14 protein-coding genes are annotated in these 12,120 nt (G+C 60.8%); 9 read left to right on the top strand and 5 right to left on the bottom strand.

Annotated features, from left to right (window positions below; genetic code table 11):
• Window positions 1–2: 2 nt before the first annotated feature.
• From JMA46_RS05430 to JMA46_RS05420, 3 genes are all read right to left on the bottom strand, one after another.
• Entirely contained in the window at window positions 3–1,967 is a 1,965-nt protein-coding gene (locus tag JMA46_RS05430) for an MFS transporter (protein ID WP_348770065.1), read from the bottom strand.
• Window positions 1,968–2,111: 144 nt separating this feature from the next.
• A complete protein-coding gene (locus tag JMA46_RS05425) occupies window positions 2,112–2,894 on the bottom strand; it encodes an IS630 family transposase (protein ID WP_207344312.1) in 783 nt (260 codons plus the stop codon).
• A complete protein-coding gene (locus JMA46_RS05420; RefSeq protein WP_207344311.1) occupies window positions 2,783–3,265 on the bottom strand; it encodes a helix-turn-helix domain-containing protein in 483 nt (160 codons plus the stop codon). The genes JMA46_RS05425 and JMA46_RS05420 overlap by 112 nt, the downstream gene beginning before the upstream one ends.
• A gap of 103 nt (window positions 3,266–3,368) precedes the next feature.
• Here JMA46_RS05420 and JMA46_RS05415 point away from each other — a divergent pair, with 103 nt between their 5' ends.
• Entirely contained in the window at window positions 3,369–3,563 is a 195-nt protein-coding gene (locus tag JMA46_RS05415) for a hypothetical protein (RefSeq protein ID WP_207344310.1), read from the top strand.
• A 307-nt stretch (window positions 3,564–3,870) separates the two neighbouring features.
• Window positions 3,871–4,590, top strand: a complete 720-nt coding sequence (locus tag JMA46_RS05410; RefSeq protein ID WP_207344401.1) for an AAA family ATPase — start codon at window positions 3,871–3,873, stop codon at window positions 4,588–4,590.
• 38 nt (window positions 4,591–4,628) lie between these two features.
• On the opposite strand, the gene JMA46_RS05405 is transcribed toward JMA46_RS05410, so the two are convergent.
• Window positions 4,629–4,865, bottom strand: a complete 237-nt coding sequence (locus JMA46_RS05405; protein WP_207344309.1) for a hypothetical protein — start codon at window positions 4,863–4,865, stop codon at window positions 4,629–4,631.
• 58 nt (window positions 4,866–4,923) lie between these two features.
• Here JMA46_RS05405 and JMA46_RS05400 point away from each other — a divergent pair, with 58 nt between their 5' ends.
• The 3 genes from JMA46_RS05400 to JMA46_RS05390 all read left to right on the top strand — a co-directional run bounded on the left by JMA46_RS05400 (window position 4,924) and on the right by JMA46_RS05390 (window position 6,456).
• Window positions 4,924–5,322: a DUF3054 family protein gene (locus JMA46_RS05400; RefSeq protein WP_207344308.1), complete on the top strand. Its 399-nt coding sequence runs from the start codon at window positions 4,924–4,926 to the stop codon at window positions 5,320–5,322.
• Between the two features lie 109 nt (window positions 5,323–5,431).
• Window positions 5,432–5,713 carry an Lrp/AsnC ligand binding domain-containing protein gene (locus JMA46_RS05395; RefSeq protein WP_207344307.1) on the top strand — a complete coding sequence of 94 codons (282 nt, stop codon included), beginning with the start codon at window positions 5,432–5,434 and terminating at the stop codon, window positions 5,711–5,713.
• A gap of 8 nt (window positions 5,714–5,721) precedes the next feature.
• Entirely contained in the window at window positions 5,722–6,456 is a 735-nt protein-coding gene (locus tag JMA46_RS05390; RefSeq protein WP_207344306.1) for a copper homeostasis protein CutC, read from the top strand.
• A 22-nt stretch (window positions 6,457–6,478) separates the two neighbouring features.
• Here JMA46_RS05390 and trpD read toward each other — a convergent pair whose 3' ends face one another.
• The gene (trpD, locus tag JMA46_RS05385) at window positions 6,479–7,549 is read right to left on the bottom strand and encodes an anthranilate phosphoribosyltransferase (RefSeq protein WP_348770064.1); all 1,071 of its coding nucleotides are present in this window, start codon (window positions 7,547–7,549) and stop codon (window positions 6,479–6,481) included.
• Window positions 7,550–7,735: 186 nt separating this feature from the next.
• On the opposite strand from trpD, the gene JMA46_RS05380 reads away from it, so the two are divergent.
• From JMA46_RS05380 to JMA46_RS05365, 4 genes are all read left to right on the top strand, one after another.
• Window positions 7,736–8,374: a heme-copper oxidase subunit III gene (locus tag JMA46_RS05380; RefSeq protein ID WP_303387706.1), complete on the top strand. Its 639-nt coding sequence runs from the start codon at window positions 7,736–7,738 to the stop codon at window positions 8,372–8,374.
• A 91-nt stretch (window positions 8,375–8,465) separates the two neighbouring features.
• Window positions 8,466–9,254: a c-type cytochrome gene (locus JMA46_RS05375; RefSeq protein ID WP_207344305.1), complete on the top strand. Its 789-nt coding sequence runs from the start codon at window positions 8,466–8,468 to the stop codon at window positions 9,252–9,254.
• Between the two features lie 97 nt (window positions 9,255–9,351).
• Window positions 9,352–10,380, top strand: coding sequence for a Rieske 2Fe-2S domain-containing protein (locus JMA46_RS05370; protein ID WP_207344304.1), 1,029 nt, complete (start codon window positions 9,352–9,354; stop codon window positions 10,378–10,380).
• 2 nt (window positions 10,381–10,382) lie between these two features.
• Window positions 10,383–12,056 carry a cytochrome bc complex cytochrome b subunit gene (locus JMA46_RS05365; protein ID WP_207344303.1) on the top strand — a complete coding sequence of 558 codons (1,674 nt, stop codon included), beginning with the start codon at window positions 10,383–10,385 and terminating at the stop codon, window positions 12,054–12,056.
• Window positions 12,057–12,120 lie beyond the last annotated feature (64 nt).

Here is a 12,120-nt window from a genome sequence, read left to right as displayed (position 1 = left end):
AGTTATCTGCTGCTTTTACTGCTCCAATGCAAGGCGCCCCGATGCTGCCTGCGCCCACTGCGTTGAGCGGGCGCCGCAGCGGTCGCAGCGTTGGCATCAGCAGCTGCCGCCGCAATGCCCCGCCCTGGCTCCGCTGCCTTGACGCCTACGGTAACCCCGGCGGCGCCCCCGGCGCTCACGGCACCCCGGGCGATGCCGGCACCACCAACACCGCCGTGGGCTTCCACCAAGGCAGCCCCGTCGTCACCGAGGCCCTCGCCGTACGCGTACTTCCCCCCGCGCAATGCCGAGGCAACAGCGGCAACCAAGCACGCCACAATGGCAAAACAAAACGCGACGGCGAGCCCATCGGCAAACGGGCCCGAGATCAGGGCCGGGAAGAACGCACGGCCGGTGAGGTATCCGGCGTCGGACGCGGGAAGGTGCGCCAGGGCGGCAGGGCCCAGCAAAGTCTGCACCGGGTTGTACCCAAGCAGTGAGGCAAACAAGACGGAGACCGGCGGCAGGCCGGCAACGCGCCCGGCGTCGGCAGCGGCAACACCATGGGCGGTCAGCCCGGCCGTCAAGGTGGCCGGCAGGGAGCGGGCCAGGCCGGTGATCATAAGGGAGAAGAAGATCCCGATCGACAGGACCATGGCCGAATTTTGAAAGGTGGTGCTCATGCCGGCGCCCACACCCCGGCGGTTCGGCGGCAGGGAGTTCATGATCCCGGCACGGTTGGGTGCGGCGAACAGGCCCATGCCGACGCCGTTGAGCAGCAGTGCCAAGGCAAAAGTCCAGAACTGGAAGTTCACCGGCAACAACAGAAGCCATACGAAGCTCAGCGCCGCCACCACCATGCCGCCGGTGGCCAGCAGCCGGGCCCCGTGCCGGTCGGAGATGGCGCCGGAAACCGGGCCCGCCACAAGGAACCCGATAGTCAGCGGCAGCATGTAGATCCCGGCCCAGAGCGGCGTTTGCGCGAAGCTGAACCCGTGCTGCGGAAGCCAGATGCCCTGCAGCCAGATGATCAGGATGAACATCAGCCCGCCCCTGCCGATGGCCGAGAGCAGGCTGGCCAGGTTCCCGGCCGTGAAGGCGCGGATACGGAAGAGTGAAAGTTCAAACATCGGGTCGGTAGCGTGCTTCTCCACGAGGACGAAGATTCCCAGCACAAGCGCGCCGCCCACCATGGCGCCCAGCACCCAAGGGTTCGTCCAGCCCATGGTGTGCTTCCCATAGGGTTGGATGCCGTAGGTGATGCCCACCAGCAGGGCAATCAGGCCCACAGCGAACGTGATGTTACCCCACCAGTCGAGTCGCCCCGGCTGACGGATGCCGTTGTCGTGCAGCTTCAAATAGGCCCAGACGGTGCCGAACACTCCCACGGGCACCGAGACAAGGAACACGAGCCGCCAGTCAATGGGCCCCAGCAGTCCGCCAATGATCAGGCCTAGGAAGGCTCCGGCGATCCCTGCAACCTGATTCAGGCCCAGCGCCAGCCCGCGCTGCTCCACCGAGAACGCGTCGGTGATGATGGCGTTGGAATTGGCCATGAGCATGGCCCCACCCACGCCTTGGAGGATGCGCATGATGATGAGCCAGTACACGGCGGGGACACCTTGCATCCACGTCACGGCCAGCAGGATTGAAAACACCGTGAAGATGGCAAAACCGGCGTTGTACATCTTCACGCGGCCGTACATGTCCCCCAAGCGGCCAAAGCTGACCACCAGCACGGCCGTGACCACCATGTAGCCCATGATCAGCCACAGCAGCAGGCTCGTGTTGCCCGGGGCCAGCGGATTGATGCCAACGCCGCGGAAAATGTCCGGCAGGGCGATCAGCAGGATCGAGGCGTTGATGGAGGCCATGAGCACGCCCAGTGTCGTATTGGAGAGCGCAATCCACTTGTAGTGCGGCCCGGCAAGCTCACGGGCCTGCCGGAACTGCCTGTTTTCACTGATTGGTTTACCTATTTGAAGCACGTCACTCAGCCCCTCAGTGGACTCCTGGGCAGGGGTGGTTGGTTGCCTCTGTCAACCAACAATTCTAGTCGTCCTACACCGCCTTGCAGCCGAAAAATGACTGCCAAAATCTATGGCCGGGCACCCGCTAGTACTGTGTCGTGTCTAATGTTCTGGGTATAGGTGGCGGAGTTTGGTCCTGGCATCGTCTGTGGTGAATTGCCAGTTGACGGTCCGCTGGTCGGCGTTGACGTCGTTTTGCCAGTGGCCGAGTTGGTGGTTCAGCTTTTCAATGTCCGGGATCCGCCGGGAGAGGCATTGGCGCGAGAGCGCGGAGAGCTCAATTTCGGCGACATTGAGCCAGGAGCCGTGCTTGGGCGTGTAATGGATCTCCAGACGGGAGGCCAGTTCCCGGGCCCTGGCAGGGACAAACGCCTCATAAAGGGAACCGAGGGTGTGGGTGTTGAGGTTGTCCATCACCAGAACGACCTTCGGGGCGTCGGGGTAATCTTTGGTGAGCAGCGTGTCGACCTCATGGGCCCAGTCCACACGGGTGCGCCGCGGTCTGGCGATCACCCGGCGCTTGCCTGCCAGCGGTTGGACCCACACGAAAATGGAGCACACTCCCCGCCGGGAATATTCATAATCTTCCTTGCGCGTGCGTCCGGGCTTCGCCTCGATGGACGGTCGGGTGTATTCCAGTAGCTGGTATGGTTTTTCATCCATACACACCACCGGAATATTTTCGTCGTAGGGGCGTGCGTAGACCTCCAGGACGTCTTCCATGCGGGCGACGAATTCCCCGTTGGCCTTGGGCGGGATCGCCCAATACTCTTTCAGGTGAGGCTGAAGTTTCGTTTTTTTAAAACCCGGCCGATCGTTGAATGATCCAAGGGTGGAATCCCCTCGGTGAGCAGTACGTGCTTCTCCAACAGTCTCAGGCTCCATGTGGCGTGACCTTCGGGTGGTTTGGTGCAGGCCAGTGCGATCAGGCGAGCCTCGACGTCTCCGGTGACTTTCGCTTCCACCGGCGGGGTCAGGCGCTTCTTGCGCGTAACGGTATCGATGGCGTCACCCCCACGCTCGACGTACACCTTACAGACCTTCACGACCGTATCCGCGCAGACTCCGGCGCGCTCGGCGACCACGACATGAGTCGGTGACGGCCCTTCCCTCTCCGGGCGGTTCTCATCGAGCTCGAGCAGGATCCGCGCCCGGCGCACCTGCTGCGCGGGCGAGGAACCAGTCCGCACGATCCGCGTGAGCCGGTCCCGGTCCGCATCACTGAGCGCTACCGGACGCAATTTCGCTCTTCCCATGGCCCGACCCAATTCCCTGCGGCTGATAGACGAAAACCCGCATAACCAAGAATGGCACCATTTCACTCGAACATTAGCAACGACACAGTACTAGGCTCGTGGGATGGCACAGACACCTTCCCCCGACGCGCGTCCGGCCCGTTGGATCATGGAGTCGGAACTGGCCTACGAGCAGTTGGTGTGCTTCGGCCCGTCAGGTTTTCCCGCCTACGCACGGCTACGCTTCATTCCAGATCCAACGCACCCGTCCCACAATGAGACCGCACCGGTCCCGGTCGCCCTGCCGGACACCGAATAGTTCCACGCCCTGCTGTCCATGCTGCTACGCCACACAACAACCCCGAATGAGCTGTTCCTCTGCTTCTGGGACGGTTGGGGCTTCGAACTGGAAGGTGCCAAGATGGATGTGCCAAACCGTTCCTACTTCCTGTTCGAAGGTTCCGTTCCGCCGTCCGGGGCATGGGGGCGGGCCGCGAGGCCATCGAATCCCTCATCGCCAACGGGCGCCTCGACATTGTTGATGCCGATCCCAGCACGGCGCAGCCGCACTTCCACTGACGCCCTCGCACCAATAACGCCGCACCAACGAAAGGAAATCTGCCGTGATGTTTGGCCAAACTCCGCTGCGTCACGTCGGCGCCAGCACTTTCAACCCGCCCAACCCCGACCTCTGGCCTGCCACGCTGCCACCAGTGCGGCAAATACTTGCCGAGGGTTTGGACTTGGGACCAGCGACGGTCTTCGTCGGCGAGAACGGTTCGGGCAAGTCCACGCTCGTGGAGGCCATCGCCATGGCGTGCGGCATCAATCCCGAGGGCGGCTCTACCGGCGCTATGCACCACAGCCGTCCCACCGAATCCGGCCTGCACTCCCACTTGGAGGTCCTGCGGAATGCCGGCACCAGCAGGTACGGCTATTTCCTGCGCGCCGAAACCATGCACGGATTCTTCAGCTACCTTGAAGACAACCCGAAAATGCGCGGCCGCGACATCGACTTTCACCGCCTCTCACACGGTGAATCCTTCCTGGCGCTGGTCACCGACAGGTTTCGCGGCGGCGGGTTGTGGATTCTCGACGAGCCTGAGTCGGCGCTTTCCTTTTCCGGCTGCTTGTCATTGCTCAGCGTGTTGACGCAACTAGTGGACGACGGCGATTCTCAAGTCATCCTCTCTACCCACTCCCCGATGTTGGCATCGCTGCCCGGAGCGGACATCTACGAAGTGGGTTCGTGGGGTCTGCGCCGCAACGGGTGGGACGATCTGGAACTGGTGAAAAGCTGGCGTTCATTCATGGATGCGCCCCAGCGATTCCTCAAGTACATCTAAGACACCTAGCCACCCATGTTTAGCCGCACCGGCCTGCTTTACCGCCGCCGACGACGGCGCGGCTTGGCCTTGACGGCGTCGTTCCTGAGCAGAAACAGCACAAACCACACCATGAAGGCAACGGCCCCGGCCAGCAGGGCAACACCCGGAGGCAGCGCCCCTGCGACGTATGCACCACTGGTCAGTGCAACCGTCCCGGACAGGAACAAAGCAGCACCTCCAAGGCCAAAAGTCCAGGCGCCTGCGTGCAGGAGCACCCATCGTGCAGTAGTCATGTTTCCTCCCTTGTGAGGTGACAACCCTACGGGCAAATTTGCGACTAAAGTTGCACACGTGACGCAATCCAGTTCAAGTTCAAGTTCCACATCCAAAACGCTTCTCTACGCCGCCGCAGTGGACATCGTGCTCGTGTTGGTGTTTGCCGTCTCCGGCCGCAGCTCACACACCGAAAGCCTCACGGCAGGGGGCATCTTCCAAACAGCCTGGCCGTTCCTGGCCTCCTTGGCCATCGGTTGGCTGGTCTGCCGGACCTGGACGCACCCCCTGCGCCTCTGGCCCCATGGCGTGCTCCTGTGGCTCATCACGGTAGCTGGCGGCATGGCTCTGCGCATCGCGTCCGGCAATACAGCCGAGCTTCCCTTTGTCATCGTCGCCACCCTAGTGCTGGGCACCTTCCTCCTCGGCCACCGCCTCCTCGCAACACTCGTGATCAGGCGCACGAACAAGGGCTGATATGCGCATCCATTGGGTTACGATCGAAGTGCAATAATTTGCGGTATTTTGTGCGAAGTCATGAGCCGCGCTTTGCCCTCCCTCCCGCCAAACGACAAGGACCTCCCCCGTGATCACCGCATTTGTCCTGATCAAGACCGACGCCTCACGAATCCCCGAGACCGCCCAGGAAATTTCTGAACTGGCCGGAATCAGCGAAGTTTACTCGGTGACAGGGGAATGGGACCTGATCGCGATTGCCCGCGTGCAAAAGCATGAAGACTTCGCAGAAGTCATTGCGGACAAGCTCTCGAAGGTGAAGTCCGTCGTCTCCACGACAACACAAATCTCCTTCCGTGCATACTCCCAGCATGACTTGGACGCAGCCTTTTCCCTCGGCTTCGACCACTGAGCGTCCGGATGTTCCTTGAAATTGCCGTCCAAGATGCCCCCGGTGCCCAGTTGGCAGCCAGCTACGGAGCAGCAAGGATTGAACTTTGCTGTGCCCTGCAACTTGGCGGACTGACACCCTCCCAGGGCTTGCTCAAAAGCGTCCAGCTCGCCGAGCCGGCATTGCCCATCCATGCTCTGATCCGTCCCCGTCCTGGCGACTACGTCTACGACGGCGCCGCAGTGGCCCTCATGGTTCAGGAGATCAAGGAACTGCACGACGGCGGAGCCACCGGTGTGGTGATCGGCGCCTTGACAGCCGAGGACGGGATTGACTACGCAGCAGTTGAGGCCATGGTTGCCGCAGCCCAAGGCATGCACGTCACCTTTCACCGGGCCATCGACCACCTGTGCCTGAGTGATGCCGTCACAGCCGTGCCGCGCCTGGCGGAACTTGGCGTTCAGCGCATTCTTAGTTCCGGCGGCGCCTCACGCGCAGGGGAAGGCGTTGAGCAGCTGGCGGCCATGCACCAGGCGGCGAAGGGCGGGCTTTCCATCATGGCTGGCGGCGGCGTGCAGACCTCAGACTTTGCCACGTTCCGCGCCGCAGGGCTCAACGATGTGCACCTCTCGGCAAAGCGAACCGTGAATCTGCAGACCCCTGAACCACTCACTGCCTCAGCCCGTGCGGAAGACAACAGCTACTTCGCCACGGATGCCGACATTGTCAGGGACGCTGCCAAGACAGCGCAGGCGTTGGCCTGATCCCGCTAAAGAATTCGGCGCGCTACTTCACCGCTTCCCCGGCCGAAAGCGCCACCCAGCTTTTCAGCACGTTGGCCGCCGCGCCGCCGTCGATCGCGGCCTCGGCGCGGGCCAGCGCAAACTTCATCCGCTGAAGAAGTGTTCCAGCGCTGTTCCGGTCATAGGCAACCAGTCCCGCTGCTGCATTAAGCACGACGGCGTCGCGCACGGGACCGCGTTCACCGTCAAGGATGCGCCGCACCACGGCCGCGTTGAACTCCGCGTTCTGGCCGCGCAAGTCCTCGATCGTGGCCCGGGCAATACCCAGCTCCAGCGGGTCAAAGTGGCTTTCGAGGACTTCGTTGTTGCGTACTTCCCAAATGGTGGAGGTCCCCGTCGTGGTCAGTTCATCCAGGCCGTCACTGCCGCGGAACACCAACGCCCGGATGTTCCGTGCGGCCAGGACCCCTGCCATGAGCGGGGCCATGCGCGCGTCGGCGACGCCGATGGCTGAAGCCACAACGCGCGCAGGGTTGGTCAGCGGACCGAGGAAGTTGAAGGCTGTGGGCACCCCGATCTGGCTGCGGGCGGTTGCCGCATAGCGCATGGAGGGGTGGAAGTAGTTGGCAAAGCAGAAGGTGATGCCAACCTCCCCGGCCGCCCGGGCCACTTGCTCAAGGGTGAGGTCGAGTCTGACACCCAGGCACTCCAGCACATCTGCTGATCCTGCAGCCGATGACGATGCCCGGTTGCCATGTTTGACTACTGTTGCACCGGCTCCGGCGCACACAAGTGCGGCCATGGTGGAGATGTTCACGGTGTTGAGCCTGTCCCCACCCGTGCCAACAATGTCCAAGGCGTCTCCTGCGACATGCAACGGACGGGCGTTGGAAAGCATCGCTTCAACCAGTCCCGTCACTTCTGCGACAGTCTCACCTTTGGCGCGCAAGGCAACGAGGAAGCCTGCGATCTGCACATCCGTGGCGTTTCCAGCCATGATCGTGTTCATGGCCCACTGGGTGGATTCCTGACTCAGGTCCTCCCCTGCAATCAAGGCAGCGATCAGATTCGGCCAGGTGGGGGCTGTGTCAGATGGGTTTTGGAGAGGATTCACTCTGCAAATATTAGACGAAATACAGTGCCCAAAGGCCATTGTGACCATTGACACTTCGAGTGTGTTGTGCATATGGAACTGTGTTTAAGCTGTGAATATGCCGGAATTTCGCAAGTTTGTAGAAAAACTTCTGTGAATCGGAGTTTCGCATTGGGAATGCTGGCGTTTTATAGACATAATGTCTATGTGACAACCGCGACCCATGCCCCCAGTACCCCGGCGCATCCGACGCTGAATCGACCGAACCTGGTTTCTGTAGGAACCGTGGTTTGGTTGTCCAGCGAGCTGATGTTCTTTGCCGGCCTTTTTGCCATGTACTTCACCCTTCGTTCCACCGCTGGTGGATTGTGGGCTGAAGAAACGGCCAAGCTGAATTTCCCGTTCGCCCTGGTGAACACGCTCATCCTGGTTTCCAGCTCCTTCAGCTGCCAGATGGGTGTTTTCAACGCGGAGAACCTTCGGCCTCGCCGCACCGGACGCCTCTTCCAGTTCTCCAAGTGGGGAATGACGGAGTGGTTCCTGTTGACTTTTGTTCTTGGTGCCATCTTCGTTGCCGGTCAGTCGACCGAGTACGCGATGCTGACTTCCGAGCACATCACCCTGAACTCCAACCCGTATGGCTCTGCCTTCTACATAACGACAGGTTTCCACGGCCTGCACGTCATTGGCGGACTCATCGCATTCCTCCTCATCATTGGCCGCGCTTATGCAGCCAAGAAGTTTGGACACTTTGAAGCCACCAGCGCGATCGTGACTTCTTACTACTGGCACTTCGTGGACGTCGTGTGGATTGGCCTCTTCTTGGTCATCTACGTCCTGAAGTAGGCTGGCAACCAGCTTTCTTCCATGCAAGGTAAGAATTAGCATTTGCGGCCCCCACCAGGGGCTGCTGGATATAGATCAAAGGAACCACCAAGTGAAGGCACTTTCGCAGAAGCGACGTCATCCGCTGGCCGCACTAGCGCTGCTAGTGCTTGGGCTCATGCTGACCGGTGGGCTGTACGCCGTTGTCACAACAGTGAATGAGGCCAAGGCCGATACCACCACGTTTACCGCGCAGCAGGTCGAAGAGGGCGAGAAGCTTTTTGTCGCCAACTGCGCAACCTGTCACGGCCTTGGGGCCAGCGGCACGGACGCAGGACCGTCCTTGGCCGGTGTCGGCGCAGCCGCAGTAGACTTCCAAGTCGGCACGGGCCGCATGCCCATGCAGATGCAGGGCCCTCAGGCTCTGCAGAAGCCGCAGCAGTTCACCGCTGATCAAACACGGGAAATGGCCGCCTATGTGGCCACCTTGGGCAATGGTCCGGCCCTGCCGGAAGAGCAGTACCTCGACGGTAAGGGCGACGCCACTGTTGGTGGCGAGCTTTTCCGCGTGAACTGCGCCATGTGCCACAACGCTGCTGCTGCCGGTGGCGCCTTGACCCGCGGCAAGTTTGCCCCGCCGCTGGCTGGCGTTTCCAACAGCCACATCTACAGCGCCATGGTAACGGGACCGCAGAACATGCCGGTCTTCAATGACGCGAATATCACCCCTGAGGGTAAGCGGGACATCATCACCTTCTTGAACGTCATTGAAAACCAGGGTTCTCCCGGCGGAGCCAAGCTTGGCTCACTGGGACCGGTTTCCGAGGGCTTGTTCCTCTGGACCGCCGTCTTGGGTGTCATCATCGGCTTCACCATCTGGTTGACGTCGCGCACTTCCTAGTTCCAGGACGCTAAAGACTTTGGCTGCAGCAGCAGCCGCACGAAACATACATTACGACCCCGGGAACGTACCGGGATAAGAGAAGGATGAGGGGATTATGGGCAACCATAGTGACGGCTCGCCGACAGGCTCGGACGCCGTAGCTAAGGCTGGTCACAATGAGGTGGACACGTTCCAAGATCCGGGACTGCCTCCACATCGTTTGCGACTGGCTGATACAGACCCCAAGGCGGCAAAGCGTGCCGAGCGGCAGGTGGCATGGCTGTTTGTCATTTCCATCATTGGCACATTGATGTTCTTTGTCGCCTACTTTGGCGTTCGCCTTGATGACACCATCGCCACCTTGCGCATCCAGAACACCTTCCTGGGCCTGGGCGTGGCATTCGCCATGCTGGGCATTGGCACAGGGATCGTGCACTGGGCACGTGCCCTCATGCCTGACCATGAAGTCGCCGAGGAACGCCATGAGCTGCGCACCGAGGAGGACCGCCTTGCCGCCGTCAAGATCGTCGATGACATCTTGGAGGAAACAGGCATCAAGCGCCGCCCCTTGATCCGCAACACCCTCATCGGCGCCGTCGCACTGGCCCCGCTGCCGGCCATCGCGATCTTCCGTGACCTCGGTCCGCTGCCTGGTGATTCCATGCACCACACGCTGTGGAAGGAAGGCGAGCGTCTCGCTCGCGATCCCGACGGTACGCCTATCAAGGCCTCCGACGTCACCATGGGTTCCGCTTTCCACGTGATTCCTGAATCGCTGAACAAGCTCGAGACCGGCAAGTTGAACGAGAAGGCGAAAGCCGTTGTTCTGCTGATGCGTTTGAACCCCGAGGATCTCAACCCGTCGGCTGGTAGGGAGGACTGGGGCTACAACGGCATCGTCGCCTACTCAAAGATTTGCACCCATGTGGGTTGCCCCGTCGCCCTGTACGAGCAGCAGACACACCATCTGCTCTGCCCGTGCCACCAGTCAACCTTTGACTTGACGAAGGAGTGCAAGGTCATCTTCGGCCCTGCAGTCCGTCCATTGCCGCAGCTGCCCATCACCGTGGACAGTGAAGGCTACCTGGTCGCGCAGAGCGACTTCCACGAACCTGTTGGACCGAGCTTCTGGGAGCGTGGCTAACCATGAGCACTACAACCAATACACCCTTCGAGCCCAAGACCCCCGCGGGGCGCATTACCAACTTTGTTGATGAGCGTGTTGGCGGTTCGGGAATACTGCGTGAATTCGGCCGGAAGGTCTTCCCCGACCACTGGTCCTTCATGTTTGGCGAAGTCGCCCTGTATTCCTTCGTCATCCTCCTGCTTTCGGGGACGTTCCTGACGTTCTTCTACGATCCGTCGATGGCGGAGACTCACTACAACGGACCCTACATACCCCTAAAGGGCATGGAAATGTCCGTGGCATACGAGTCCTCGCTCCGCATCTCCTTTGAGGTCCGCGGCGGTTTGTTCATGCGACAGGTGCACCACTGGTCGGCTCTGCTGTTCGTGGCCGCCGTTTCAGTGCACATGCTCCGCGTGTTCTTCACCGGTGCCTTCCGCAAGCCCCGTGAACTGAACTGGGTAGTGGGCGGCGTGCTGTTGATCCTCTCGATGGCTGCCGGCTTCACAGGCTACTCACTCCCCGATGACCTGCTCTCCGGTAACGGCCTGCGCATCATCGACGGCGTGGTCATGGCCATACCGGTTGTTGGAACGTATATCTCGTTCTTCCTGTTCGGTGGTGAATTCCCCGGAACCGCCATCATCGGACGCCTGTACATGCTGCACATCATGCTGGTGCCGGCCATGATTTTGCTCATGGTGGGCATCCACTTGTTCATGGTTGTCATCCACAAGCACACGCAGTACCCCGGCCCGGGCCGTAATGACCGCAATGTGGTTGGCTACCCGCTCGGCCCGGTATATGCAGCCAAGGCTGGCGGCTTCTTCTTCATCGTGTTCGGCATCATCGCGTTCATCTCCGCGTTCTTCCAGATCAACCCGATTTGGAACTACGGCCCCTACGATCCATCCCCCGTATCCGCAGGCACCCAGCCTGACTGGTACATCGGTTGGGTTGATGGCGCCTTGCGCTTGATGCCGGGCTGGTTGTTCAACATTCCAATGGAATGGAACATCCCGTTCCCGTGGGGCGTGAACACGTTGTCCTTCAACGTTCTTGCCCCTGCACTGATCCCCGCAGGCATCGTCTTCACACTGTTGTTCGCCTACCCCTGGATTGAGCGCTGGGTTACCCGCGACAACCGCGAGCACCACGTTCTTGACCGCCCGCGCAACGCTCCGACCCGCACGGCCATTGGTGTAGCAGGATTCATCTTCTACTGCGTCATGTGGGCAGCTGCAAGTTCAGACTTGATCGCAACGCACTTCCAAGTCTCCTTGAACGATGCGTTGTACTGGATGCGTGCGCTGTTCTTCGTCGGCCCGATCCTGGGCTTCATTATCAGCAAGCGAGTATCCTTGGCACTGCAGCGCAAGGACCGCGAGATCGCCTTGCACGGCCGTGAGACGGGCCGCATCGTTCGCCTGCCGCACGGTGAGTTCCAGGAGATTCACGCTCAGCTCGATGACTACAAGCGCTACAAGCTGGTTGGCTACGAGTCTCCGGTTCCGGAAGAAGGCGCCCCGAACGAAAACGGGATTGTCACGAAGAAGGAAAACCTGCGCAGCAAGCTCAGCAGCTTCTTCTTCGAAGACCGTGTCGCTCCAGCCACACCTTCTGAGTTGGCAGCCGGTCATCACCACGAGGAGATCACCTCCAGTGCTGATGATGACAAGGCAGTCACGCACTAAGGTCCGGTTCAGCAAGAGCTAGAAAAATGCAGTGGGGCGGTTCCCTAAAACGGGAACCGCCCCA

The organism is Arthrobacter sp. E3, from assembly GCF_017353415.1.
Lineage (GTDB): Bacteria > Actinomycetota > Actinomycetes > Actinomycetales > Micrococcaceae > Specibacter.
Note: the sequence above shows the minus strand (reverse complement) of the source record. Positions and strands in the feature narration are given on the sequence as shown.